The organism is Ochrobactrum sp. SSR, assembly GCF_030067775.1.
Taxonomy (GTDB): Bacteria; Pseudomonadota; Alphaproteobacteria; order Rhizobiales; family Rhizobiaceae; genus Brucella; species Brucella teleogrylli.
Genome location: NZ_CP125971.1, coordinates 806,338 through 832,334 on the forward strand (window position 1 = coordinate 806,338; position 25,997 = coordinate 832,334).

The following is a 25,997-nucleotide window of genomic DNA, read 5'->3' on the forward strand; positions in this document are numbered from 1 at the left end:
CGGTTACCCGTACGAAAACCGCTCGCCTAACGGTTCGAACGTCGGAAATGGGAAAACCAGTGCGATAAGCAAATCACCGCCAGACCAGCTATGAGAATGACACCGAGCGCGAAAAAACCACTGAGAGCCCAAAATATGATGGGGTTATCGCTCATATAAATGTCCGACCCTCGTCGATTGACGATCCTCCCACTCTGTATGACGCCAACGAGACGGCATCGTAACGTTAACTTTGTCGTAAAGCTCAGCGGTGGATAAGATGGCATGCCCGACTGTCGCCCGTCACTTTACCACCGCAATCGCTTTCCGCCTGAGATTATCGCTGAAGCAGTGTGGCTGTACTTCCGGTTTCCGCTGAGCTTTCGCATGGTCGAAGACATGCTGGCTTACCGAGGGGTCATCGTCACCCACAAGACCGTGCGCGAATGGGCTGAAAAGTTCGGACGAGACTATGCCAATAAAATCCGTCGCCGCACACCGCGCCTTGGCGACAAATGGCATCTTGATGAGGCTGTCGTGACAATCAATGGTGAGCGGCACTTTCTGTGGCGCGCCGTTGATCAGGATGGCTTTGTGCTCGAAGTGCTGGTCCAGAAACGTCGCGATACCAAGGCTGCAAGGCGCTTCATTCGGAAGTTGCTGTCAGGTCAGGGCGCAGTTCCCCGCGTCATGGTCACTGATAAACTGGGATCTTATGGTGCCGCCAACCGAGAGATCGGCCTCACGGTCTGTGATCATCGCCAGCATAAAGGTTTGAACAATCGGGCCGAGAATTCGCATCAACCCACACGACGACGAGAACGGGGCATGAAGCGTTTCAAGTCAGCTCGACATGTACAAAGGTTTGCTTCGATACACGATCCAATCTACAATCTTCACCACTTTCCTCGTAACAAATTCAACGCCGCTGATCATCGGTTACTGAGACAAGCCGCCAACACTGTCTGGCGCGATATCGCTGGCCTGTAATCCGCTTACAAACGGTGCATCAAAGTCTGGGATATGTCCGTAGGCAGGTTAACGTAACGGTGCCCACTGAACGCTTAGTGGTCGGCAAATCAATCTCATCGAAATGGGATTCTCCGTTCGGCGAGGCGTATATTCGCAGACACCTCATTGAGGCGATCCTTTCGGAAGATATGAGCAGGCTTCAGAACACCAATCGTTCAGTTTATACGGCAACTGGGCTTAGGGTGACATTTCACCCCCAAACCGGAACCGAGCTATATTATAACAGATAATAACGATTAGCATCTAATCTCACAAAGCTGTTATGTTGAAATACTCTGTGGTAGCGTCTCAGTGTATCACGGTCACTGGACTTTATTAGGGGATGCTCATGAAGAAGAGTACGATCTTTCTTTTTGCACTAGCCAGTATCGCATATTCCACCTCTGTAAGCGCGCAGGACAAAAACGTAAATCAGACGATTGATGAACTTTTAGGGGATCACACCAAATACCAAGCGGTCATCCATGCCTTACAGAAAGCCGTTTCCGCACATGATGCTAACGCCGTGGCCGGGCTTGTGAGTTACCCGATTGGCGTAAAAGTCCATGGTAAGGAACTGCATATTAAGACTGCCAAAGACTTTGCTCAGCACTACGATGGCATTATGACGCCCGCCATTACCAAGGCAATCACTTCGCAAAAGTATGAAGACCTGTTCGTCAATTATAAGGGAATAATGTTCGGAAACGGTCAAATCTGGATAAACGGTATCTGCCACGATAACCAATGCAAAAATTTTGACGCCAAGGTGATTTCCATCCAAGAGCCATCGTGAATAGCGACTTCAAGCTCGTAAAACCGTCAAAAGCATAATTTTTCAGAATATTAGGAAGCCCGCTTTTTAGCGGGCTTGTTCTTTTTCTTTTTCTTTTGCCCCTATAGCCAGTGCAATTTTCCGTCAATGGACAAGCGCAAAGCGTTGCAGCTGGAACAAAAACGGCTTTCAGGCTGCGCCCGAGCCTTCCGTTTTTCTTCAGCCTGCAATCCTTGACAGAAAATCACACTGTATGTTGCGGTCTGCGTCCGCCCCCTCTGCCGGGGGTATTCATATATGTTGGGCATCTATAAATCGACAAAACAGTATGCCGAGCATTCTGCTCACGGTTGCAAGGATTTACGGGCCCACGCGGCTGGTTAAAGTGCCCCTCCATCGGACATATTTCGGCGATCTGAATATTCTGCAATGGCGCGACGACGCGAATATGCTACGAATGCCAAACGCCGCAAATCGCCTTCTTCCAGCGACGTGTAGCATCTTGACGAGGTTGTCGTTCACATTGGGGGAGAAAATGCTGGCTGTGGCGTGCCGTGGATCAGGACGGATATGCCCTGCAAGGCAGCCGAACGATTGCTGGTCCGTTTGCTGAAGAAACAAGGCTTGGCGCCCAAGCGCATCATCACCGACAAGCTGCGATCCTATGGCGCCGCCAGGCGTCAGGTCATGCCCGCCGTTGAGCATCGCTCTCATAAGGGCCTCAACAACAGGGCCGAAAATTCGCATCTGCCATTTCGAAAGCGTGAACGAACCCGGCAAGGATTTAGGTCGATCAGATCACTGCAACAATTTGTCTCGATCTACTCAGCTGTCCGAAACCATTTCGTTCCCGCCAATCAAATCGCCCCGCTGCCCAGATCCGATCCTTCTGTCAAGCCGCAACTACCCAATGGAGGACGGCCGCGCTGCAACTCGCCTGAAATCCACCTTGCGGCTTCCACGCGCCCGCATGGCAAACAACGTGACAGCACCCTGGCAATGGTGACAAAGGTTTGCCGAACGGTCTGCCTGTTGATGAATGGGGCATCAAGGTCGACGATCAGCCGCGACTTGTAGGGTCTTGCGTGGCACGGGGCGGCGATACCAACGGACCCGCATCGGTCTATGCTATTCAAAAATATCTAGACTGGATCAAGGCTTACGCTCCAGCAGAAGCGCAGGGCATGACATTCTCCGAATCTGGCCCGGTGCCTTCGCAGGGCAATATCGCCCAGCAGATTTTTTGGTACACTGCGTTCACGGCTGATATGGCCAAGCCCGGCCTTCCGGTCGTTAACGAGGATGGCACTCCAAAATGGCGGGTCGCCCCTTCGCCGCATGGTGTTTATTGGAAAGACGGCATGAAGCTTGGCTATCAGGATGTGGGGTCATGGACGTTGATGAAATCAAAACCTGACGATCGCGCCAAGGCCGCCTGGCTTTATGCTCAGTTTGTGACCTCCAAGACGGTCGACGTGAAGAAAAGCCACGTCGGTCTTACTTTCATCCGCGACTCGACCATCCACCATCAGAGCTTCACGGATCGCGCGCCGAAGCTTGGCGGTCTGGTCGAGTTCTACCGTTCTCCGGCCCGCGTGCAGTGGTCGCCGACAGGCACCAACGTGCCTGATTATCCAAAACTGGCTCAGCTCTGGTGGCAGGCCATTGGCGATGCGTCTTCGGGCGCAAAGACGGCGCAGGGAGCTATGGATTCGCTGTGTGCGGATCAGGAACAGGTTTTGGCCCGCCTCGAACGTGCTGGCGTCCAGGGTGAATACGGACCAAAACTCGCTGAAGAGCATGACCTCGAATACTGGAATAAAGATGCGGTAGCAAAAGGCAATCTGGCGCCGCAGCTCAAGATTGAAAACGAAAAAGAGAAGCCGGTTACTGTCGATTATGACGAACTGGTCAAGAGCTGGCAGTACTAACTTGCGTACGTAAAATCCGCTTCGAATCCGGTTGGGAGGCGTACGGAAACGTCGAAAGCGCATTGCGTTGTTAAGCCGACGCAATGCGCTATCTCTTGCCCGATCGACTACTTCCCGATTTGTCTCGCAGCTTTTGCGATTACTTCCGCAACTTTCTCGGGTTGGGAGGCAAATACTGCGTGGCTTGCTTCGATCTCGGTCACATCGCTGCCAGCACGTTTTGCCATTTCGCGTTCGAGTTCGGGATTGATCGAACGATCCTGGGTCGCAACGACTGACCAGCTCTTCTTTTCTTTCCAGGCTGGATCGCTGACTTTTGCCGAAAAAGCCGGCTTGGAAGCGAAGACCTGAGACTTAGACAGGAACTTAACCTCAGCCTCTGGCAAATCGGCGGCGAAGTCCTTTCCGAACGCCTTCGGATCGAGGTAGAGAAATTTCCCGTCATTGGTTTCCTTGATGTTCGTTCCGGCAGGCGGCTTCGACCCCGAGAGCGATAACAGGCTTTCTCCCTTGTCAGGCTGGAAAGCTGCAACATAGATAAGGCCTTTAACCTTCGGATTGTGGCCTGCCTCGGTTATAACCATGCCGCCATAACTGTGACCGACAAGCAGTGTCGGCCCATCTTGTAGCTCGAGCACTCGATTGGTAGCAGCCACGTCGTCTTCCAACGAGGTGATTGGCTCCTGCACGATCGAGACGTTAAATCCCTGTTTTTCCAGAATTTCCGTTGTCTTGCGCCAGCTCGATCCGTCAGCGATTGCCCCGTGGACGATGACGATGTTTTTCACATCGGCGGCATGTGCCGCGAATGCGGTCACGCTGGTTGCTAAGGCAAGCACAGCCATGGGAAGGAAACGGCTTTTCATTGAATACTCCTGTTTTCTGAGAGGATAGGGAGAAGGGTTCAGCCAAAGGTAAAGGCGTAGGCTTCGGCACCAGGATCGAGAAACTTGATTTCGAAATTATGGGCTTTCACATCGCCCGATTGACGGACGAGTTGATAGAGCCGGGTCGCCGTGACGGTCCCGTTGCCTTCGGCATCTGTGTCGGCACCGTGATCCGCATTGGGAGCTTTGCCGTCGATGGTTACGCGAAAGCGGATCGGTTTGCCGGCAGCCCCCGAACCCAGGACCAGATGAAGGTCCCGCGCCTGAAAATGATAAGCGATGGCACCATTCGGCTGGTCTAGGGTTACCTGCTCAGCACCGACGGTCCATCTGCCGGAAAGGCCCCATTGGTTAAGACCCGGTTGCCCGAAAGAGTAGTTTGAAGCTTTGTCGGTGCGCAGACGTTCGGGAGAAGCGAAGTTGTCGGCACGCTCATAACCGAGATAGGTTTCCGGCGAGCGTATGTTTAGCAAATCCGGGCTTGCTTCCGCACCCTTAGTGGTGGGCGCCACCGGAGCACTTGCAGCTTTCTCGCCGCCAGCCTCACGCAGCAGATTCTGAATGGCCTGCTCCGTCTCCCGATAATTGCCCTCGCCAAAATGATGGTAGCGAATCTGGCCTTTTGCATCGATGAGATAATGTGCAGGCCAGTAACTATTGTTGTAGGCGCGCCAGATTTGGAAATTACTGTCGATTGCGACCGGATAGCCGATCTTGAAATCCCCGACGGCCTTTTTCACGTTATCGATCTTCTTTTCGAACGCGAATTCGGGAGTGTGTACGCCGATAACCACCAGGCCCTGTTCCTTGTATTTTTCCGCCCATGCGCGGACGTAAGGAATAGTGCGTATGCAGTTGATGCAGGAATAGGTCCAGAAATCGACCAGCACGACCTTGCCCCTGAGTTGCTCCATGGTTAGCGGCTCGGAGTTCAGCCAATCTACCGCGCCATTGAGCGAGGGCGCGCGCGCCTCCACCGGCAGGTCGCTGCGGAACGGCTCCTCGGCTTTTGCGGCCATGACTGGCGCGCCATTACTGGCTGCCTTGAACGGCTTTGATGCATCCTGTCTGCGGTTCACTTTGTCCAGGACAGCCTGTTCGAACGAGGCCGTCTTCGCATAAGACAACTGTGCAAGCACACCGGTATCGAGGCCCAGCGCGATTGCTGCGACGCCGGCCAGCACAGCGACCCCGACTGCCTTGCGTATACCTTCGCTAAATCCGAGCGAACGCTTCATTGCAGCAAACAGTCCGCCGCCGACACTCAGGGCAACGGCAAGCGAGGTGGCGGCACCCGCCCCATAGGCCAGCAGTAGGAAAGTTGTCTGGAGATTTGCGCCCTGGAGAGCTGCGCCTGTCAGAACAAGTCCGAGTATCGGCCCGGCGCACGGTGCCCAGAGCAGACCCGTTGCAATGCCAAGTATGAATGAGCCAGCAATGGTCGGAACCTTGCCGGGTGTGGACGAGGCATTCAACAGTCGGTTGCCGAAGTCGACGACGGGCTGGGTAACGATGCTTGCGACACGCGGCGAGACGAGACTTAAACCGAAAACGGTGAGGAGGAGGATCGCCGCGAGGCGACCATAGCTGTTTGCGTCGATCGCCCAGCTGCCGCCGATTGCAGCAAGTGTCGCAACAAATGCAAATGTGGCTGCCATGCCGATAAGCATGGGCAGGGTACTGCGCATGAACGGTTGGGTGGCGCGGGCAAATACGAAGGGGAGGATAGGGAGGATGCAAGGACTGAATACGGTCAGCGCACCTCCAAGATAGGCTATAGCAAGAAGCGTCATCGTCGTTTCCTCTGAAACCGGGTTGCGGGTTCTGGACGGCGATGCGGCACGACCAGCAACGAGGCCAGTCTGGAGAGGGTGCGTATCCCGGATGTGTCCGGTTTTCGCCCGAAATGTAACGCAATGTAGAAAATCCGGTCCGTCTCTACAGGACGACACAAAATGGGAACCGGGGCATCGGAGTTTCCAAAGGGCACGAGAAACATTTGTATCTGAATGTATCAGGGCGCCTCCGTGCTACATCCGCTTTCAATCGATAAGTGGAAGGGACACATTGGGGATACATGCGGAGCGCTTTTTTCCGATCATACCTCACGCAGATCGGAGAAATACTATGTCGAAGACAACAGACGCCAACACTATCGATCACCAGCGCCGCCGCTTTTTCGGCATGGCGGCGGTTACTATAGCAGCCATGGAGCTTGGTCTGCCCCAGCTAGCCAACGCACAAGCCGCGGTATCGCAGATTGCGGCCAAAGCTCAGTCACATACGACCTTCGCACCTCTCAAGCAGGTCGAGGCGGGGGTTCTCAATGTCGGTTACGCTGAGGCCGGCCCCTCCGATGGGCCGGTGGTAATGCTCCTGCACGGCTGGCCTTATGACATTTACAGCTATGTCGATGTCGCTCCGATCCTGGCTGATGCGGGCTATCGCGTTCTTATTCCTTATTTTCGCGGTTACGGCACGACGCGCTTCCTCTCCGAAACGACACCCCGTAACGGTCAGCAGGCAGCGCTCGCGGCTGATATGATAGCGTTCATGGACGCGCTGGGCATCGAAAAGGCAATTCTGGGCGGGTACGACTGGGGTGCAAGAACCGTCAACATCATTGCGGCTCTCTGGCCGGAGCGTTGTAAAGCTATGGTCTCCGTAAGCGGCTATCTTATCGGCAGTCAGGAGATCAATAGGAAGCCGTTGCCGCCGAAAGCTGAACTGTCATGGTGGTATCAGTATTATTTTGCCACCGAGCGCGGGCGCTTAGGTTATGCGGCCCATACCCGCGATTTCGTCAAGCTCATCTGGGAGACGGCTTCGCCCACATGGAACTTCGATGATGCAACTTTCAATCGCTCTGCAGGCGCATTCGATAATCCCGACCATGTGGCGATCACCATTCATAACTATCGATGGCGTCTGGCACTTGCGGAGGGAGAAGCGAAATACGACGCTTATGAAAAGCAGTTAGGCGCCGGACCGGTCATCGCAATCCCGACGATAACGATGGAAGGTGACGCAAATGGCGCGCCTCATCCGGATCCGTCCGCCTATAGGGCGAAGTTCTCCGGAAATTATGAGCACCGGACAATAACGGGCGGCATCGGTCACAATTTGCCGCAAGAGGCGCCGCTGGCTTTTGCAAAAGCCATTCTGGATGTGGCGAAACGCTGAACGCTAATCGGCTGCTGCAAGGAAAAAGCTTTACTCGCAGCAGCCAATCACGGAACTAATAAAGACCTTGAGGGGAAATAGCTGAAAGAGCATCGATGGAGCATATCGATCATATTCTGGTTGTCGATGACGACCGCGAAATTCGTGAACTGGTCTCGAGCTATCTGAAAAAGAATGGCTTGCGGTCGACCACCGTTGCCGACGGTCGCCAGATGCGCAGCTTTCTTGAAGCGAATGCGGTCGATCTGATCGTGCTCGACGTCATGATGCCGGGCGATGACGGGCTGGTGTTATGTCGAGAGCTTCGCGCGGGCAAACACAAGTCAACGCCCGTGATCATGCTTACAGCGCGCGATGATGAAATGGATCGTATCATCGGTCTCGAGATGGGGGCGGACGACTACCTTCCAAAACCATTCGCCGCTCGTGAACTTCTTGCACGGATCAAGGCCGTTTTGCGCCGCACACGCATGCTGCCCCCGAATCTGCAGATCAGCGAAGCGGGACAATTGCTCACTTTCGGGAACTGGAGGCTCGATACGGTCGGCAGACACCTTCTTGACCAGGACGGCACGGAAATCGCACTGAGCGGCGCAGAATACAGGCTGCTGCGTGTTTTCATCGATCATCCGCTGCGCGTCCTTAACCGCGACCAGCTTCTGAATCTCACACAGGGGCGCGATGCGGAACTGTTCGATCGCTCTATCGACCTTCTGGTCAGCCGCCTGCGCCAACGGCTCGGGGACGATGCGCGCGAACCGGTCTATATCAAGACTGTACGGGCGGAAGGCTATGTCTTGTCAGTTCCTGTCGAGATATTGGAGCAACGAACGTGAGCACATTCGATGAGGGAAACAGCCGTCTGAAATGGTGGCCGAAGACACTGCGTACGCGCGTCTTCCTCGTCCTGTTCGCCGGGCTGATCGTAGCCTATGGCTTGTCTTTTAGCATATTGTTCGCCGAACGCTATATGTCGGCCAAGGCCGTCATGCTGGGAACCCTTGAAAGCGATCTTGCAACGTCGATTGCGGTGCTCGACCGCCTGCCGGCCAATGAGAGAGCGAATTGGCTTGACCGGCTTAGCCGTGGCAACTACCGGCTGGTTCTAGGGCCGGGGGAGGCCGGAGTTGCCGATATGTCCGGGCGCGGCGTAGAGATCGCTGAAAGGATAGAAGAAGCGGCTGGTCATAAATTTCCGTTGCGGGTTGAATCGATACCCGGCAATGGCAAGCGCCTTCAGGCCCATCTGACATTGTCCGACGGGTCGCCGCTGACAATCGATGTAACACCAAGAGGTGTGATGCCGACAGCCGCGTGGCTTCCCTATGTATTTGCTCTGCAGATGACGCTGCTGATCCTTTGCGTGTGGTTTGCTGTGCGTTTGATTGTCCGCCCGTTGAGCGAACTGGCGGCCGCCGCCGAAGCGCTGGACCCGAAGAAGAATGAACCGCCCATGACTGAGGCTGGTCCAAGCGAAGTGGCGCACGCGGCGCGGGCATTCAATGCCATGCATGGGCGGATTGCCCATTATCTCGAAGAGCGGGTCCAGATTCTTGCCGCTATATCGCACGATCTGCAAACCCCTATCACACGGATGCGTTTGCGGGCCGACATGGCAGATGACACGACAGACAAGGAAAAGCTCGTCAGCGACCTGCGTGAGATCGAGCAACTGGTTCAGGATGGCATAGCTTATGCACGCAGCACGCATGGCAGTGGTGAAAAGCCATCGCGTATTGACTTATCTTCCTTTATCGACAGTATCGCCTATGACTATCAGGACACGGGTAAAGCGGTAACGGTGCAGGGCATTGTGCAGGGCACGACAACCACCAAACCGCATGCCTTGCGGCGCATTCTCACCAATTTCATAGACAATGCCATTAAATACTCTGGTGCAGCCGAGATCAGCGTCCTGCGAAAAGAGGACGGCTATCTGGTCATTACGGTTCTGGACCGCGGCCCCGGCATTCCCGAAGATAAACTGGAAACAGCCATGCAGCCGTTCTTCCGCCTTGAGCAATCACGCAACAGGAATACAGGTGGAACGGGTCTTGGACTGGCCATTGCTCAGGAACTCGCGACCGTTATCGGCGGTTCCGTGCGGCTTTATAACCGTACCGACGGTGGTCTGGCTGCGGAAGTGAGATTCCACTAGGCCCAGCGGAGCCAAATGTATGCGTGGTTTTCTGTAAGCGAATATGTACAGTCAGACTGTGGCTACGTTTTGATACACTACGAGTTACTTCGGAAACAGCCCGGATACGCTGAGACCCTAAAAGCCTTCTGGTCGACGGTTCGTGTCGACTGCGGTTTGGACCGCGACAAGCGAAAGAAGGAATGTTTCATGACAAAGATTGAACAGGTTCTCTATACGGGAAAGACGCACACCACGGGTGGGCGTGATGGCTTCACACGCAGCGAAGACGGGGCCCTCGACGTAAAGCTTTCACCGCCCGGTAGCGGTAAGCCAGGAACCAACCCTGAACAGCTATTCGCTTCTGGCTGGTCGGCATGTTTCATCGGCGCCATGACCAAGGCCGCTGGCAAGCGACAGCTTCGTCTGCCAGCCGACACGGCGGTCGATGCCGAGGTCGATCTCGGAATGACGGACGGAGAATATTTTCTGCAGGCACGTCTCAAAGTGAGCTTGCCGGGACTTGAGCCGCAGATTGCCCGAGCGATCATCGAGGATGCTCACCAGACCTGCCCTTATTCGAAAGCAACGCGTGGAAACATAGCAGTCGAACTGGATCTCACCTGAGTTCCGGTTCGCAATAACGGAGGTTGAGATGAAGATTTTCATTATCGCCGTAATGGCTTTCGCAACGCTTGCCACTGCGTGCCCCTACGATCTCACGTCTCAAGAGCCGTCTCCTCTTACCGGTCTGCTCACAATGACAGCCGGTCCGGATAAGCTCTGACGACTACAGGACTCATCGGCGCCGGAAGCCGGCGCCGATGATATTCATATGGCAGGACAAACGAACGTCAGGGTATGAGCAGGAGTTTGCCGGTTGTAGCCCGGCTCTCCATATCCGCATGAGCCTGGCGGGCATCGGCAAGTGCATAAGTGTTGCCGATCATGACCTTCAGCGAACCGTCCTCAATCCAGTCGAAAAGTTGCTTGCTTCGGGACCGTAAGAGTTCGGTAGTGGGGATGTGATCGAAGAAGGTGGCGTAGCCGATCTTGATGCTTCTCGGCAGGCTCATAAGATCGAGCGGACCGGGCCCGCCCAGCACCGGTCCGTACCAGCAAAAAGTACCGGAACGACGGAGTGAGGCGAGGGAGTCTTGGAAAGTCTTCGGTCCCGATCCGTCGTAGACGACGTTGACACCCACTCCATCCGTAAGATGCAAGACTTCATTTGCGAACTGTCCGTCCCTGTCGACAATGACATGATCTGCTCCGGCCGCTTTGACAATCGCCGCTTTTTCCGGGGATGAGACGCGCCCGATGACATGTCCGCCGCGCCGCTTGATGATTTGCGTCAGGAAAAGCCCCACGCCACCCGCAGCTGCGTGCACCAAAGCGATGTCGCCAGGCTGAACCGGATAAAAGTCTGTCGCGAAATGGCTTGCCGTGAGCCCCTGCATCATGATGGATGCTGCTATGCGATCGTCCACTATATCCGGAATTCTCACAAGGGAAGTTGCTGATATTGAGATGTATTCGGAATAGCTTCCAGGGCCGTAGATCCAGGCGACACGATCATCTGGCGCAAATTCGTCCACGCCGCTGCCCACTGCGACCACATAGCCCGCGCCTTCAACGCCGAGCACCTTCGGGTTTGGCACATCAGTCCAGGTCGACCCCTGCCTTACCCCTATATCCATGAAGTTTACGCCCGCCGCCGCAACTTTGACGACGACATGTCCATGTTCCGCTGAAGGAAAGGGGCGCTCGACCGTTTCCATTACCTCGGTCCCGCCGAATTCCCTCATAACAACTGCTTTCATGACTATATCCTTTCTGGACTGATCGTTCCATAATTGGCCAAATTTTTTTGGATGTTCAGCTGATTGCGCGCAAAGCCATTGTTCCTAAAGATTGAAGATGTTTCTGATCGGCACCCCCGCGTGCCGCGATCCGGATGCCGGAAAAACTGGCGATCATAAAGTCTGCGATTTCCGGTGAAGACACCTGATCTGTCAGGTCGCCGTCCGCCTGTGCTTCCGTAATACGCCGCTTCATTGCTTCCTTCAGACGCCGGTCCGCAGCCTGATGCACGGCAATTAGGTCCGGTCGAGTTTGACCGAACTCACAGATAGAACTAACTCCCAGACATGGCCTGTTCGCTTCATCCACTACGCGCCAGACTATTGCGCGAATTCCATCAATCGCGCGCATTTCGGATACGAGGGTGTCGATATGGGCCGCAGCTTCGCTATTTGAATACTGTTCCACCGCTGATCGATAGAGCTGCCATTTATCGCCGAAGGTGTCATAAAGGCTCTGCCGGCCCACCTTCATCGATTTTACAAGCATTTCCGTCGAAGTGCCTTCAGATCCATGTTCTCTAAAGACATTGATGGCGGCTTTGAGCGCTTCATCTCTATCGAATTCTTTTGATCGTGCCATGTCGGCAAGATAGGAATTCTGGAATGAACTGTCAAGAATAAGGAATGCGAATGATTACGTTGTGTTTCTACGCGACTAGAAGCCGATAAAGCCGATGGGGCGGATGCAGTTTTTACCTCATTTTAAATGAAACTTCAGCCCTCGTCGTCAGTTTGGACGCTCATTCAGGCCACAGCCATGCGCCTGTTTACGGCGCGGCTCGCTTCGGCAGGCGCATACCCCGTCAGCTAAACGGCTGGCGGGGTTCAATATTCTGCAGCGCCGTAACGTAACACTAATTGATAAAATTTTGCTTTTTAGCGGTCGCTAATAAGGTAGAGTTACGCCTTTAGTATAAGGAGGCTGACATGCCGTTTTTCAACGAAGCGAGCCGAATATATACGCCTGTCGAAGTCGATTTCCTGCGTAGCTGCTTCACGTATGCAGCAGTGATCCTCGAGGAAAGCGACCGGAATTATTCGGCCAGTGAACTCGCATCCTGCGTCATGATGCTCTACGAGCATGGTTTGCGTGATCGAAATTATCTTTGCGAACTCGCTGCCAGGCTTGCCCATCAGAAGTATGTTGTTCGACATGACATGACCGCAATGCATGCCAACTCCAACGATGCCGAGGGAACCTTTTCCTAAGAACGTGGTTCGTAGTCGTTGGTGTCGGCTGCCGGTTTAACCAAGCTTGGAAGACTGACGCCTACCCCGCCTCCGTTGCACCGCTGAGGCGGGGTATTTTTTTTGGGTGGCGATAATAAATTGAGGAAAGTGCGTTTCGATTAAATATATGTAATTGATTGTTATTTCGCTGTTGAAGACGACCGCAGCGGCAGTCATTCTGATGAACAAGGTCATGGATACTGGCGCGCTGTCGAAATTGGATATCCAGATTGTAGCTGTATTTTCTTCCGATATAGTCGGCCTGCCGTCGTCCTTGTCTGTCTGATCGTCCGAGAGACGGCTTCTCGGGCGCTAGCGCGAAGCAATGTCGGAATGTACGAATGCTGCGCGCGACCCCAGCGGGGTTGGGAGACGCCGCTGGGGTTTACACTTATTAAGCATTCAGTATAAAAACCGCCTTAGTAGCTCTGAGGGAATTTTGGCCTGTCTCGCCGGCATGATCAAGCCATGGATCGTTCAATTGTGTATGGGGAACGCAAATGAGTTGGATCATATTGGCTGAAGCCGTACTAACATCTATTTTAGCACTGATAGCTCTTGCGATGATCTGGCAGGGAAAACGCTAGAATTTGACGGCTGGACGTCGTCTTGGGCGAAATTTGTGCGGGATCAGGCTAGTCCGCAACCGCTGCCCAGATTTACTTTTTTTAAGCGTTTAAGTAAAATTTCATCTGTCAATTGGAGAGAACCGAACTTGCCCGCCCCCATGAGTGGCGGGCTTTTTTTTGGGATTACTCAGAGAAAAGGGGTTGTTCATCGACGAGGCAAGAGTCATTACCGCTCGATCTTCCCTAAGACAAAGGTAGTTTAGACAATGCTAATACGATGGTCCGGTTTCGGCATGGTCTCAGTTTTCGTGCTGATCGCAGGTATGCTGGGCGCGACTTTTCTGCTGCGACCGTATTTTATGCAGAGCATGGCACTTCACCCCGCCGCCTACGTCGCCAACGGTATCGGCCTGATCTTTGGCGCGGTCGTGAATTTGTTGGTCGCGGTGGCTTTTAAAAAAGTCTCTGATAAAATCTATCACAGCTTCATGGGCATTAGCATGCTTGGCTGGTCGGTGATCGGCGTGGTCGGAGGCATTGCTCTGGCGGGATACGGCTATAGCCAATAACGTACTGCGATGCAGGCGTTAATCGCCTGACTTGGCGTACGTTAGCGTATGGAAATTCACGCAACCCCTTGTCCAATGAGTTGGGCACGTTATTTGCGAAATTGCGTATGGCTTTCCAAGCCGATGGCAATTCCATGCGCAAGCCCTGATCAGTACCTCACACCCTACTGATCAGGGCTCATTATTCAATTTATACGAGCCCAATGAACATTTTCCCGTCTTGCGAGTTCTGTCGCCGGGAGGACCACATATGATCTGGTTTGTTTGGTTTATTGGCGCGATGATGGTGTCGCTGTTCGCGCTCATAGGTTTCATGGTCTGGACTGAAAAGAATAGAGATTGAGATGTTCGATATTACAATCTCAGATCGTATAGTCGTGTTGGGTATCGTTGTTGCCGCGTTATTCGTTGCGTGCTTTTTGTTATCACGGCTTACGCGCTAATTACTGTTTATAGCGACGAGGGAGCGGGCTTTCGCCCGCTCAAGATTTAAAGGTAACGGCTACGTTCCCGTTCGATTTCCTCTTCGGTATAAGGATCAGCGTTCGCGTCGAACCGTTGCCAGCCTTCTTGGACATAGAGTTTGCGTCGGGCATTGATATCCACCGGATTGGCACCGGCCAAAATAGCGTCAGCTTCCGACACACGTTCATCCGCAACACGAGCGGTCACAAGTGAGCCACCGCGACGAACGCCTTCAGCGTATAAGTGAGCGTCTTCTTCCGATACACCGCTCTCCGTAAGCGCCCCGATGAGACCACCGGCGACACCCCCGACAACTGCGCCTCCGACTGCTCCGGTCAATGTTGCTGCGAGCCAACCTGCGGCGACGACTGGTCCAACGCCTGGGATCGCCATGAACCCCAGCCCTGTCAAAAGACCACCGGCACCGCCGACAGCCGCACCTAGACCTGCACCGACCCCTGCGCCAGAGCCGGCATTACTCTCGCTGTCATCGTCGCGGTGGTGGGAAACAATGGAAATGTCGTCTGACGGGAACCCGGCGTTTTCGAGCCGTGCCACAGCATCCTTGGCTGCTTCGTAATTGTCAAATAATCCGGTAACGGTTTTCATAGAATTCTCCCATGTTCAAATGGCGGATGGAAGCCAAACCTTCACATTGGCTTCTTTGTGACATTGCCCTGGTAGTCAAGCTGGACGTCCAGCTTCTCGTTGCCTTTCATGGCAGAGGCTTCCCAGATGCCGTTTTCTTCGTCCAATTTGAGGCCGCTTACGCCTGTGTATCCTGCCTCCTCAATCCTTGATTTGGCTTGATCTTCTGTAAAGCTGTTGGCGCCCTTAACCGGCGCGTCTGGATTGTTGCTATCAGGCGTTGCCACCGCTGGAGTTTCCGGAGAGGTTTTGCCGGTGTCCTGAGCGAACACAGCCGAAGGCGCGATGATACAAGCGCTCAAGAACGCTAACGTTCTGATTTTCATTGTATTTCTCCAGTGAAATAAGTAACAGACATGAAACTCCCGCTTGCAGCATAAGTTCCAAAAAAGTTTTCAAGAGGCATTACCTAAGCTTCGCGTGACGATAAGTCATGAAGGCTACTGGTCAGAGAAAGTGCCTGTCGCTCGATCGTGCCGGCATCCCAACGAAACATTGGTCCGCTTATTGGGTTCAGTTAGCCAACTGACGCTGGAGCATCGCAGATGGACAAAAACACTCGACTGGATACCGGAGACGATGATCGAGCCACAATATCATTTCCTTTTGATCGAATGACAGTTCAGCGCTTTCGCAAGGAATTTCCCCGTGCACGATGGAGCGACTGGAACAAGGCCTGGATCGTTCCTGGGAAAACGGCGTCTCGGCGCATTAATCGTTGGCTGGCTCGCGAGGCCTCACGCGCAAACCCCTTTGCCGAGGAAAAGGGGAGGGACGCCTATGAATTCGAGCCGATCCTCAGTACGTATTTGTCGGTCGACGGTGAAGGGTTCCGAATTAAAACGCCATATTCGCGACGGCTGGTTGAAGAAATCCGTCAGATATCCTTCGCCCGATGGGACTATAATGCGAAAGTTTGGCGGCTGCCCTTTGCATCCTATGATGAGCTTGTCCAACATTGGGAGGCCAGCGAAAACGAGGCTAGACGCGGCGAACCGGAAGAACGGCGGAAGCGCGCCGAAGCCCGGAAGGGAAGCGATGAAGAAAAAAGGGCACGTCGACGTGCGAACGAGCGCAGGCGACGACGAATTCCGCTCTCTGCCGACGCGTTGCCACCGCTCAATCGTCCCATTGCAACTGAGACCTATGGTATTATCGTTGTTAGGGAGATAACAGGCGAATTGGTGCACTGTGATACGATCGACGACATTTATCCCGGTCTCGACGGCGATTATGTTTGGGGGATCTGGCGCTTGCCCTCACTCGACGAACTCATTCGAAACTGGCCAAGGAAGAATGAACTAACAAACAAAGATCGAGAACGGGGGTGGTGGCATCCCGATATCGAACAATTACGCGAAGCGCGGCGATCGGCGCGGTCTCGTGAGCGCCGGGCGGCTACGCTTGTCTCAGATTAGCCGGCACCAAGCGGTAACTCAATCTCGATCATCACAGGCGCATGATCGCTCGTGTGAGGCCAGCTGCGCGGGTTGCGTCGCACGCTTGCCGATTTCAGGGCCGGTGCCAGAGCGGGACTAAGAAGGAGATGATCGATGCGCAACCCAGCATCGCGTTCGAAGGAATTGCGCCAATATTTCCAGAACGTGTAAATACGCTCTTTTGGATGAAGAGACCGGACCGCATCCGTCCAACCTTGTGCAACCAGTTGTGCATATGCTTTTCTAACTTCGGGCCTAAACAAAGCGTCGTCGCGCCAGCGCTCCGGCGCGTAGACATCGAGATCGGTCGGCATAACATTGAAATCGCCAGCGAGCACTATGGGTATATCGAGTGTCAGCAACTCAGCCGCATAATCGTGCAGCCGTTGAAACCAGCTCAGCTTGTACTCGAATTTTGGCCCAGGAACGGGATTGCCGTTCGGAAGATAGAGAGAGCCGACTAGTACGCCTCCAACCGCTGCTTCGAGATAGCGGCTCTGCGTGTCATTGAGTTCGCTTGGAAGTCCACGTCGCGTGACAACCGGGGTCCTTCCTCTCGCCAGAATTGCCACCCCATTCCAGCTTTTCTGGCCTTGCCAAACCGCGTCATATCCAATTTTTTCCAGCGCTTTGATCGGGAATTTTTCGTCCGGCGTTTTCAGCTCCTGTAAACAGACAATGTCTGGCGTATCTTCTTCAAGCCAGCGCAATAGGACGGCCAACCTTCCGTTTACGCCGTTAACATTGTAGGTAGCAATCTTCATCCAACACACCTCATCAGCGGAACTGGCAAAGCAGGCTCTCTCGAAGTCAGCTGATCATTGCGGCCCAAATGCTCTCGCGCAGCTGACGATGGGAACAGCGCGCCCGCTATCCTGGAAAGATCGCTCTTACGCGCGCTCATTACAAATTTGGCAATGGGTTCGCCGACATGGCTGGAAATTTCCGATAGGGCAAATATGAATGGTATCATTTTATCTTCCAGATAAGTAATTAGTGGCGTGACGGCAGCAGGCTTCAGAGCGACATCGACAATGACTGCATCGACCGACAGGTGTTCGATAACGTCAATTGCTTGATCAGACGTACCAACAGGCCCGAGCGGAACCGCGCCAGATTTCTTCAATTTTGCTTCTGTTTCTTCCGTCAGCAATAACCCGTTCTCGAAGAATAAAATGCGCTTTCCCACGACTGAACTGAGTGCCTGCTCGTTTGAAATGTTCATCACGCTCTCTGCCGTTTCGTGGCTTCTAAAGTTTCCGATGGGTCGCAAACGACGATAGGCGACAGTGCCTGTCAATTGGCGGATCCTTCTTCACCATCGGGCGTTCACACCGATAAGCTGATAAGTACAATCGCTAATTAACCCATCAAATCGCAGCGTCTTCACTTTGATCTGTCAAGGAACTGATTGTTCAAACTTATCAACTCGCGGATTGTTTCGCTTTAAATGCGGACGAGAGCTGATAACGCCGTTCACACGGCAATTTACCGGCGTTTGAGTGGATCGCAGACGGACTTTTCCAAGAAAATACTGTCGCCCAAAAAGGATGCTCTGCCTCGACGGGGTGGTAAAAGGCAGGGCAGGTGCCGGCTTCCGAGCTTTCATAAGCTCTGTCTGATACCAGCGAATTTGAACCGCTCGGCACACCCAAGATCGACGTCACCGGTGGTATCGGAAGCTCATTGCGCCGGTATTTCCTGTATTCTAGAACACTACCCTCAATCGATATCAAACTCGGTGTCAACAACCGCGCTGTGAACCTCATAGACGACGTTGTAGATCGCGTGCTGCGCATCGGGCCTGTAAATGAACGTGGCCTGATAGCGCGGACCTATCGGCAAGCTGGCGCCGATCAATGTTGCAAGCCTCTCATCTGAAGCGCCATGGCGCTCCTGAAAGTCCCACGGATATTAGCTCTCACTGAGCCGTAAACTATGCCTCCCCCTCCAATAGGGGGCGGGACTCGTGGGTAGAGGACGACAATCTGCGTACTGTGGCGGCTCGAATGCGTTACCGTAGACAGTGTTGTCATATTTGCTGTCATTTATGATTTACCTATTGTCACGAAAGGTACTCGGCCCCACGCAGGTGCGCGCCCAGCTCCGGCCGCCTTCAGCAGCGCGGCTGCGCCGGAAACCGCAGCATCGAGCCGAAGGGTAATCTTCAAAAAGGGAGGCATTGGAAGGGTCATGAACTTTTCCGTTGATTGGAACCCAGATTGGCCGCTCCAAAACCGCGTCGACCGCGTCGAAAAAGATGACCACGAACGCAGCCGTTGGCGATTGCGCCCGGAGTAATAGGAAATTGGGGCTTCGGCGTGTAGGTTCTGATGATAAAAACCGCCAGTTGGAGAAGCGACGATGAACATCATGCAGACGGGCGCAGGCACATTGATAAGGGAATGGCGGCAGCGCCGCCGCTTGAGCCAGCTTAGCCTCGCGCTGGAGGCTGAGATTTCACAGCGCCATCTGAGTTTCGTGGAGAGCGGGCGCTCTGCACCCTCACGTGAGATGGTGCTACGGCTGGCCGATCAGCTATCGGTGCCGTTGCGCCAACGTAACCGGTTGCTGGTGGCGGCCGGATTCGCGCCGATTTATGGCGAACGCGCACTGGAGGACCCGGCGCTCAAGCCTGCGTTGACGGCGGTTGAGATGGTGCTGAAAGCCCATGAGCCCTATCCGGCCATCGCCGTTGATAAGGGCTGGAACATGGTGCTCGCGAATGCCGCGATTGCGCCGCTCCTCAAAGGCGTGGAGGAGCCCGCACTGCTCAGCCCTCCGGTCAACGTACTGCGGTTGAGCTTGCATCCCAAAGGGCTGGCGCCATTCATCGCAAACTTCGACGAATGGCGTATACATTTGATCGAGCGTCTGAGAATACAGATCGACGCGACGGCCGATCCCGCACTGGAAACACTTGAGAAGGAGCTCTCCGCCTATCCCGGTCGGCCACGCGCCAACCCTCAACCTTATGATGTGGCCGCTAACATCGCCGTACCGCTGCGGCTCAGGATCGACGGCGAGTTACTATCTTTCATCAGCACCATCACTGTGTTCGGCACGCCGCTCGACGCCACGCTTTCGGAACTGGCGGTCGAATCCTTCTTTCCGGCGGATGTGGAGACCGGGGAGATATTGCGCCGGTTGACCGCAAGGTCGTAAAGCCGATTGAAGGCCTTGCCTGTGGGGGCGATGTACACCGATCATAGGGTGCATGCTTCGGCGATCGACAGGCTGTTTTCGTAGAGGCGGTGCCGCGTGATACGACCCTCCACGACCGTGAGATGAAGCGCGAAAGGGCCATCGAAGGATTTTCCCGTCATGCGTACGGTTCCTGAGATATGCCCCATCAAAACAGCGTCACTGCCATCGACCAGAAAAGTGTCGATAGAGGCACGCGCATGCTCGGCCACGGTATATTCCATCAATTCTGTGAATTGGGCTGCACATTCGGCAGCGCTTGACCGCCTTCGAATCCACGGAACGACGGGATTTTTGGCGAGCTGCCAGTCGACCTCGTCGGCGAAGAGCGCGGCCAGCCGTTCCGTATCCCCGACCAGCCTGGCGGCAAGGAATTCCTGCACCACGGCGCGAGTAAGGTCAGCGACCGAATTCACTCCGGTGAAGGCATGATCCATAGGGTTAGATTTGATGGACATTTTGGTCTCCTTTGCTTCGGTGCAATCCCGACGAGAGCACCTCGTGGATGTGATACTGCCAAAGCAAGGGAAGGTGATCGATTACCCCAGAGATAATACGCGGCAGAAATCGCACGTAACGAAAGGGCAGTTCAGGTGCAAGGTCTCTTTGAGAGCCGTCACTTCCGCTCGTGAACGGCTAACACGAAGTTCGGAAACGGTCCGATCGCGAAATATCTTCCCATTGATCGTCGGAATGAATTTCGGGCATGCTCAAACCCGCCGGACTACCACACTTCAAGACAGTCACGACGGGTTAGGAAACGTGTAGGCAATTATGTGGCCGAGAAGTGCAAGAATGGACCTTCAAGTGCCTTGACACAGTTCGAACTCCGTTATTTATACGATGTATAATTATGGGGGTTTGTAATGGTCACTGGACACGTCTTTATCGCCACGAGCCTCGATGGGTTTATTGCCCGTGAAAACGGGGATATCGACTGGTTGCTTGAGCACGATCAGGCTGGGGAGGATCATGGGTACGACGACTTCATTAGAGATATCGATGTCATTGTGATGGGGCGGGGCACATACGAAGCGGTCCGAAGCATGGGCGAGTGGTTCTATACCCGGCCAGTAGTGGTCCTATCCGAACAGCTTGCATCACAAGAGGTGCCCTACGAGCTCACCGGAAAGGTCCGCTTTTCAGACAAATCGCCCAGTAGCATGATGGAAATGCTGACGTCCGAAGGCGCTCAACGCGCCTATGTGGATGGCGGGCGCATCATTCAATCGTTCCTGGAACTGGATATGATAAATGACATGGTGATCACGAGAGTGCCGATCTTGCTTGGTACTGGGCGCCCTCTTTTTGGTGGGAGGCAGCGCGATGTGGCCCTTGCACACAAGGACACAAGGGCCTTCCCTTCTGGATTGGTCCAGTCTCGTTACGAGGTTATGAAATGATGGCAAGGGGGCGAGGGAGGCCAACAGCGAACGAAAAGTCCGTTTCGCCGGAGAGCATTCTTTCCGGGGCTTTGGACATACTCAATGCCGACGGTCTCGACGGTCTGACCATGCGCGCACTGGCAAGACGTGTGGGCATCAATCCCATGACAATCTATCACCATTTCAAGGATCAGGATGGACTTATCAAAGCGCTTGCGGAGCATGTGTATGCTGACGTTGCGGCTCCTGAAACAGGTGAAGCTCTTGCACGCGCCCACGGACTTCTCACAGCCTACTACTTTAAGGTTGTTCTCTACCCAGCCCTGACCTTGGCCATATTTGCGCGGCCCGCGGTTTTTCCCGATCATGCCATGAGGATCACCAATGAGCTAACCCGCTTGTTGAGCGAGCGCAACAACTCTGCTCGTTGGACGCACATACTGGTCGACTACACGCATGGTGCCGCTCTCGCCGTGGCGAGCCACGGTCAACGCGGCGAATGCCAGCTCTCAAACGAAGTCGTGCTCAATGACTTTGAAGTTGGACTTGCAGAATTACTAGCGGCGTTTGGGGAGTTTCGCGATCATCATCGTGATTAAGTGCATCAGCCGTCGAGGTGCCTGGTTCAAAGCGCTTTGCGAGCGCGGAAGCGAAAGCAGACAGCTACGCTTAAACTTGTTGTCCAAGTGGCGGTTGCTTCAACCGCGTTAAATGCTCTTCTTATCGCAGCAACGGGGCCGGAAGCGGTCATAGAATTCTGTCTGCTTCTATCGCGGATTTATCGGTTGCATTCAACATACTGAGAGCTGATGCCTGTATGCAGCATGCCCTGACACGGATGTGATGGAGAGGCTGTAAAGCCAAAAGCGTATGGTTTGCGCAAAACCACGCCTCAGTCGCTTGCATCGCCACTTTTACGTGAAGACCGGGAATCCTGCTCGGTGCTACGATCCAGCATCGGAAGGATGAAGATAATAAGAATTGCGAGCCCGAATGCGCCGTAAAAAATTAAATCGGACAGCGGGGTCGACTTATCGCCCTGTTTGGCTGCTTTTGCGGCTGGACTATCAAAAGAACTGAGTGACAGATACCATAGCCTTGGCTGCAAAGTTGTGGGTTGGCAGCTGAGTTCGGAATTGTATGATCGGTGACAGCGCCTGACTTCGCCAGTCCAGTGATTTGTCAGCAACACGGTTTCACGATCAATCCGCTCGTGGTCATGTTCGAGTTGCATGTAGCTAATCAGCAAGCCCATGCAAAGTAGCGAAATGATCGGCACTGCAATTCTATTGATCAATAGCACTGGCCTTTGCTGCATGTTCATAGTCCAAGGCATTGTGAAAGAATCTTGATGGGATGTCCAAAATGGCGAACCAAGGTTGCCATTTCCCGCATTCGGGGCAAAACGGGTGACCCGCATGACTGGTCACCCGTTTGAAAGCTGCAATGGTGCAGGGGAGGGCGATGAGCCGTACTATTGCCCTTAAGCTTTGCCGAGACGTTTGCGCAGTTCAGCGTTTTCGGCACGCAACATAATGGCCAGTTCCTTACGCAGCTTGAGGTTTTCCGCTTCCAGTGTGACCAGAGCCTTCAGATCATCGCCCGAAGAGATCTTCGCGGCAACTGGCGCAGCGGTTTTGCCAGCGGCATTCTTCCAGTTGTAATAGGTCTGCTCGCTGACTTCCGCCTGCTGCAGTGCAGCTTTCAAAGTGGTCTTGCCGCTTTTTGTCACCTTTTCTACGGAAGCAAGAATGGAAGCACGCTGCGCGGGCGTATATTTTTTGACCTTGCGCGTTACCGGCGGTGACGCAACAGACGCCGCCTTTGCAGTGGCTTTAGGTGCTTTAGCAGTCGTGGTTGCTACGGCCTTCGCTGACTTGGGTTCTGCTTTCTTGCGCGGTGCGCGGGTCTTCTTTGTAGCGCCAGCAGGCTCGGCAGCTTTGGTTTCGGTAGCAGTGGGATTTGCATCGATAATATTTTCATCAGCCACGGTCGTTTTCTCCTGGGTTGAGGCGCGGTAAAGCATTTGATCATGAGTATAGATATCAATACTTAATGTATAAATAAGGCAATTTACTGTAGAAGAACGAGCAGATAGAAAGTGGTATTCAAGCGCTTACTCATATAGCCAAACGCTATATCGAAGATTGAAAATCGGGAGCAAAGTCTATAGGTATTGGCACAGGCCCTTTGGCACTCCAGCTTTACATTTTCTCAGGAAGTTATTCACGGATGAAAAATCCAATCCGCAATGTTGTCGTTGAATATAAGAACAAGCGTGCACGTAAGACTGGGACCTCATTATGGGGGAGTCTCGATCTGAAGTCGATTGCCCGTGAAGTGGAAGCTGATGTGCCACTGTCATTGCCGGAGGTGAAGTTAACGCCCAATCTGCCTGAGCAGGCTGCAAGCAAGGTTGAGACCAAAGCGGTGAAACCTGTGCCGGCAGCGGAGCCCGTCTTTGTCGATATTGCAGAAAGCCCGCTTGTAACGACGTCTTCTGCCGCTGAGGTCTCTCAACTGGAAACGACGCCAGATGAAACGGTAGCGCCTCGCATGCTCGAACTGACGGAAGCAGTTGTCGTAAGAGCAAAAAAGCCATCCATTCGCTCTGGCGTGCGAAATGTGGTTCCGCGAAAGCAAAGTTTCCAGGATCAGTTGGTCGCAGAGGCCGATATCCAAGCTGAATTATTATCACTCGAAATCGAGAACGTTAATCTGAAGCGCGAGTTGATGGCGAAGTTGCGCGCGGAGAAGATACTTTTGCTCGCAATAGCTAGACGACTGAGGCAGCGCGAAGTGAAGGATAACTGATATCACCGCTCGTCCGGCTATTGGCTTCGATAAGGTATATTATTGAATGGCGGTCTATATCGGAGGGAAGGCTCACATGATCCGTTTGATTCCAGGTGTACTGGCGGTTTCAGTCTTCTGTGCGCCTGCATTGTCAGCAGAAGCAGACGATGTTGTCGTTAAAAACGATCTGTCTGCTTGTGTGACCTTGAATGTCGGCGAAATTCAAACCGACGCGAACATTGTGTCAGTGAGTACCACCATTCGGCTGCGTCAGCCGATCGGAGCATGCGGATGCATGTCAGCTTTGGCCACTTACAACAGCAGTGCCGAGAATACGGGCGTTAGGGCCTTGCTACAGGAGGCGATTGTCTCACTTCGGCAAGAAGGAACGAAGACTTTTATTCTCGCATCGGACCCGGCACTGATTGCGGGCAAAACGGTTCAAATCCATCTTCGCTGTGCCCGCGCTTTATAACCGATAGCAATTCGCCGTTTGGTACCAGTCTTGTCTACTCCAATGGCCAAACCTCGACGACGCCATGCGCAACCGCACAGGGAACGCCAGAGACCTTTTTGACGGCGTCCTCCAGATCGGTGGCTTCAATTACGGCAAATCCGGCGATTGGCAGCGCGGAGGACATAAATGAACCTTCCTGTGTTTGCACGCCAGTGCCAACGGGATTGCGTACCTGCACAGGTGATCCGGCAATGCCTATCAACGCGCCTTCAGAAAGCAGCTTTGCATCCTGCGCGTGAGCGGCATCGCGGACGGTTTGTGGCGTCCGATCATATCCGGCCCGGTCGCCATAGCCGATAGTGATGAATTTGGGCATTTCACAGTCTCCTTTCCAGCTGTTTCGGATTTGCATTATGTCGAATGGATAAGTGCCTTAATCCAGCAGAGCCGAGGTCCATAATCTTGAAATCTAGCTCCTATTCGACAAGTGTCGGTACCAAATCTGAAGCGGACATCGACGCTGTCAGCCCGATTGAGGCTCGATACTGGAAGGCACAGTGTTCCATTCTTATATATGGTGAGCAATCCCTCTGGGGATGCGCAGCGTCACGCAAACTTGGTGCACCTTCCCGCTCGATTTCCTCTTCGGTATAGGGATCGGCGTTCGCGTCGAACCGTTGTCAACCTTTCTGGACCTAGAGTTTGGGTCGGGCGTTGATATCCACCGGATTGTCACCGGCCAAAATTGCGTCTGCTTCCGATACGCCGCTCTTCGTAAGGGCCCCGATGAAACCACCGGCGACACCCCCGACAACTGCGCCTCTGACTGCACCGCCCCCCGCACCAGAGCGGGCATTCCTCTCGCCGTCCCGTCAGCGAAGTCGCGACATCTGTGCTCAGACCCGTTTCATCAATGAAGACGAGGCGCGCCGGATCGAGATCGAGTTGGCTGGCGAACCAGTCGTGGCGACGCTTCAAAAGGTCGGGGCGCTCCTGCTCCAATGAAGGTGCGGTCTTTTTTGAATGTCCAAGCGCGCCTTCGCAGCCAGACATCGAGCGCGCCGCGACCATGGAAACGGCTCTCTCCTCACGCAATCGCAGGACCATCTCGTTGAGGGCAATGTCCTTTGCCTCTTCAATCATACCGACGATGAAGCCCTCGTGGGCATCGAGGCGCGAGCCACCGCGACGACCCTGTTTCACAGGCGTCAACCGACCAGCCCGAGTACACGCAATCCAGGCGATAGCTGTTGAGCCGCCAACCCCAAATCGGGCTGCGGCTGAGCGCTCCGACGTGCCATCCCATGACACAGCCAAAACCCGGCTACGAAGATCGTCGCTGAAAGCTCTGGTCATTTTGCCACCGACTAAATCATCAATGGGGCAATAGAAGCAGAGTTCGGCCAACAAGTGTATCCTTATCGCGATTCCGCGTTCAACGGACGTGCTCTAGAACCCCCAAGTTCA

General features: G+C 54.0%; 26 protein-coding genes and 3 pseudogenes. 16 read left to right on the forward strand and 13 right to left on the reverse strand.

From position 1 onward, the window contains the following. Positions 1-264: 264 nt before the first annotated feature. The 4 genes and pseudogenes from QLQ11_RS21225 to QLQ11_RS21240 all read left to right on the forward strand — a co-directional run. On the forward strand, positions 265-969 hold the full coding sequence (locus tag QLQ11_RS21225; RefSeq protein WP_283735500.1) for an IS6 family transposase: 705 nt from the start codon (positions 265-267) through the stop codon (positions 967-969). A gap of 370 nt (positions 970-1,339) precedes the next feature. After that, positions 1,340-1,786, forward strand: coding sequence for a hypothetical protein (locus QLQ11_RS21230; RefSeq protein WP_283735499.1), 447 nt, complete (start codon positions 1,340-1,342; stop codon positions 1,784-1,786). Between the two features lie 447 nt (positions 1,787-2,233). Next, positions 2,234-2,626: pseudogene (locus QLQ11_RS21235) on the forward strand (transposase); the annotation flags it as partial. Between the two features lie 134 nt (positions 2,627-2,760). Next, positions 2,761-3,696, forward strand: a pseudogene (locus QLQ11_RS21240) (carbohydrate ABC transporter substrate-binding protein); the annotation flags it as partial. Positions 3,697-3,803: 107 nt separating this feature from the next. Here QLQ11_RS21240 and QLQ11_RS21245 read toward each other — a convergent pair. Both QLQ11_RS21245 and QLQ11_RS21250 read right to left on the reverse strand, forming a co-directional pair. Beyond that, complete coding sequence (locus tag QLQ11_RS21245) at positions 3,804-4,562, reverse strand: alpha/beta fold hydrolase (protein WP_283735498.1); 759 nt, start codon at positions 4,560-4,562, stop codon at positions 3,804-3,806. 38 nt (positions 4,563-4,600) lie between these two features. After that, positions 4,601-6,376: a cytochrome c biogenesis protein DipZ gene (locus tag QLQ11_RS21250; RefSeq protein WP_283735497.1), complete on the reverse strand. Its 1,776-nt coding sequence runs from the start codon at positions 6,374-6,376 to the stop codon at positions 4,601-4,603. Positions 6,377-6,710: 334 nt separating this feature from the next. Here QLQ11_RS21250 and QLQ11_RS21255 point away from each other — a divergent pair, with 334 nt between their 5' ends. The 4 genes from QLQ11_RS21255 to QLQ11_RS21270 all read left to right on the forward strand — a co-directional run bounded on the left by QLQ11_RS21255 (position 6,711) and on the right by QLQ11_RS21270 (position 10,530). Then, positions 6,711-7,766 (forward strand): alpha/beta fold hydrolase, encoded by a 1,056-nt coding sequence (locus QLQ11_RS21255; protein WP_283735496.1) that lies wholly within the window; start codon positions 6,711-6,713, stop codon positions 7,764-7,766. Between the two features lie 95 nt (positions 7,767-7,861). After that, entirely contained in the window at positions 7,862-8,602 is a 741-nt protein-coding gene (locus tag QLQ11_RS21260) for a response regulator (protein ID WP_283735495.1), read from the forward strand. Continuing rightward, the gene (locus QLQ11_RS21265) at positions 8,599-9,924 is read left to right on the forward strand and encodes a HAMP domain-containing sensor histidine kinase (protein WP_283735494.1); all 1,326 of its coding nucleotides are present in this window, start codon (positions 8,599-8,601) and stop codon (positions 9,922-9,924) included. Before QLQ11_RS21260 ends, QLQ11_RS21265 begins: the two co-directional genes overlap by 4 nt. Before the next feature lie 189 nt (positions 9,925-10,113). Next, positions 10,114-10,530, forward strand: a complete 417-nt coding sequence (locus QLQ11_RS21270; RefSeq protein WP_283735493.1) for an organic hydroperoxide resistance protein — start codon at positions 10,114-10,116, stop codon at positions 10,528-10,530. Positions 10,531-10,757: 227 nt separating this feature from the next. On the opposite strand, the gene QLQ11_RS21275 is transcribed toward QLQ11_RS21270, so the two are convergent. Both QLQ11_RS21275 and QLQ11_RS21280 read right to left on the reverse strand, forming a co-directional pair. Beyond that, the gene (locus QLQ11_RS21275) at positions 10,758-11,726 is read right to left on the reverse strand and encodes a quinone oxidoreductase (protein ID WP_283735492.1); all 969 of its coding nucleotides are present in this window, start codon (positions 11,724-11,726) and stop codon (positions 10,758-10,760) included. Positions 11,727-11,781: 55 nt separating this feature from the next. Further along, positions 11,782-12,348: a TetR/AcrR family transcriptional regulator gene (locus QLQ11_RS21280; protein ID WP_371836012.1), complete on the reverse strand. Its 567-nt coding sequence runs from the start codon at positions 12,346-12,348 to the stop codon at positions 11,782-11,784. 347 nt (positions 12,349-12,695) lie between these two features. Between QLQ11_RS21280 and QLQ11_RS21285 the strand changes: the two genes are divergently transcribed. Beyond that, positions 12,696-12,977, forward strand: coding sequence for a hypothetical protein (locus QLQ11_RS21285; protein ID WP_283735490.1), 282 nt, complete (start codon positions 12,696-12,698; stop codon positions 12,975-12,977). Positions 12,978-13,860: 883 nt separating this feature from the next. Then, on the forward strand, positions 13,861-14,136 hold the full coding sequence (locus tag QLQ11_RS21290; RefSeq protein WP_283735489.1) for a hypothetical protein: 276 nt from the start codon (positions 13,861-13,863) through the stop codon (positions 14,134-14,136). 489 nt (positions 14,137-14,625) lie between these two features. Here QLQ11_RS21290 and QLQ11_RS21295 read toward each other — a convergent pair whose 3' ends face one another. Continuing rightward, entirely contained in the window at positions 14,626-15,210 is a 585-nt protein-coding gene (locus tag QLQ11_RS21295) for a general stress protein (RefSeq protein ID WP_283735488.1), read from the reverse strand. 41 nt (positions 15,211-15,251) lie between these two features. After that, positions 15,252-15,575 (reverse strand): PepSY domain-containing protein, encoded by a 324-nt coding sequence (locus tag QLQ11_RS21300; RefSeq protein WP_283735487.1) that lies wholly within the window; start codon positions 15,573-15,575, stop codon positions 15,252-15,254. 219 nt (positions 15,576-15,794) lie between these two features. On the opposite strand from QLQ11_RS21300, the gene QLQ11_RS21305 reads away from it, so the two are divergent. Continuing rightward, on the forward strand, positions 15,795-16,667 hold the full coding sequence (locus QLQ11_RS21305; RefSeq protein ID WP_283735486.1) for a hypothetical protein: 873 nt from the start codon (positions 15,795-15,797) through the stop codon (positions 16,665-16,667). Here QLQ11_RS21305 and xth read toward each other — a convergent pair. After that, positions 16,664-17,452 (reverse strand): exodeoxyribonuclease III, encoded by a 789-nt coding sequence (gene xth, locus QLQ11_RS21310; protein ID WP_283735485.1) that lies wholly within the window; start codon positions 17,450-17,452, stop codon positions 16,664-16,666. The two genes, QLQ11_RS21305 and xth, sit on opposite strands and share 4 nt — an antisense overlap. Beyond that, the gene (locus QLQ11_RS21315; RefSeq protein WP_283735484.1) at positions 17,449-17,988 is read right to left on the reverse strand and encodes a hypothetical protein; all 540 of its coding nucleotides are present in this window, start codon (positions 17,986-17,988) and stop codon (positions 17,449-17,451) included. Before QLQ11_RS21315 ends, xth begins: the two co-directional genes overlap by 4 nt. Positions 17,989-19,052: 1,064 nt before the next feature. Between QLQ11_RS21315 and QLQ11_RS21320 the strand changes: the two genes are divergently transcribed. Then, a complete protein-coding gene (locus QLQ11_RS21320) occupies positions 19,053-19,853 on the forward strand; it encodes a helix-turn-helix domain-containing protein (RefSeq protein ID WP_283735482.1) in 801 nt (266 codons plus the stop codon). A gap of 41 nt (positions 19,854-19,894) precedes the next feature. Here QLQ11_RS21320 and QLQ11_RS21325 read toward each other — a convergent pair whose 3' ends face one another. Further along, positions 19,895-20,350 carry a nuclear transport factor 2 family protein gene (locus QLQ11_RS21325; RefSeq protein ID WP_283735481.1) on the reverse strand — a complete coding sequence of 152 codons (456 nt, stop codon included), beginning with the start codon at positions 20,348-20,350 and terminating at the stop codon, positions 19,895-19,897. Positions 20,351-20,758: 408 nt separating this feature from the next. On the opposite strand from QLQ11_RS21325, the gene QLQ11_RS21330 reads away from it, so the two are divergent. Both QLQ11_RS21330 and QLQ11_RS21335 read left to right on the forward strand, forming a co-directional pair. Further along, a complete protein-coding gene (locus QLQ11_RS21330; protein ID WP_109365651.1) occupies positions 20,759-21,295 on the forward strand; it encodes a dihydrofolate reductase family protein in 537 nt (178 codons plus the stop codon). Beyond that, complete coding sequence (locus QLQ11_RS21335) at positions 21,292-21,876, forward strand: TetR/AcrR family transcriptional regulator (protein ID WP_283735480.1); 585 nt, start codon at positions 21,292-21,294, stop codon at positions 21,874-21,876. The genes QLQ11_RS21330 and QLQ11_RS21335 overlap by 4 nt, the downstream gene beginning before the upstream one ends. A gap of 293 nt (positions 21,877-22,169) precedes the next feature. Here the strand turns inward: QLQ11_RS21335 and QLQ11_RS21340 are convergent, their stop codons facing one another. Both QLQ11_RS21340 and QLQ11_RS21345 read right to left on the reverse strand, forming a co-directional pair. After that, positions 22,170-22,697 (reverse strand): hypothetical protein, encoded by a 528-nt coding sequence (locus QLQ11_RS21340; RefSeq protein ID WP_283735479.1) that lies wholly within the window; start codon positions 22,695-22,697, stop codon positions 22,170-22,172. A gap of 63 nt (positions 22,698-22,760) precedes the next feature. Continuing rightward, a complete protein-coding gene (locus tag QLQ11_RS21345; protein ID WP_283735478.1) occupies positions 22,761-23,267 on the reverse strand; it encodes a transposase in 507 nt (168 codons plus the stop codon). Between the two features lie 242 nt (positions 23,268-23,509). On the opposite strand from QLQ11_RS21345, the gene QLQ11_RS21350 reads away from it, so the two are divergent. After that, entirely contained in the window at positions 23,510-24,091 is a 582-nt protein-coding gene (locus QLQ11_RS21350) for a hypothetical protein (RefSeq protein WP_283735477.1), read from the forward strand. 76 nt (positions 24,092-24,167) lie between these two features. Next, complete coding sequence (locus QLQ11_RS21355) at positions 24,168-24,548, forward strand: DUF2195 family protein (protein ID WP_283735476.1); 381 nt, start codon at positions 24,168-24,170, stop codon at positions 24,546-24,548. 34 nt (positions 24,549-24,582) lie between these two features. Here the strand turns inward: QLQ11_RS21355 and QLQ11_RS21360 are convergent, their stop codons facing one another. Both QLQ11_RS21360 and QLQ11_RS21365 read right to left on the reverse strand, forming a co-directional pair. Continuing rightward, entirely contained in the window at positions 24,583-24,906 is a 324-nt protein-coding gene (locus QLQ11_RS21360) for a transcription initiation protein (RefSeq protein WP_283735475.1), read from the reverse strand. Between the two features lie 488 nt (positions 24,907-25,394). Continuing rightward, a pseudogene (locus tag QLQ11_RS21365) lies at positions 25,395-25,886 on the reverse strand (IS630 family transposase); the annotation flags it as partial. Positions 25,887-25,997: the final 111 nt, after the last annotated feature.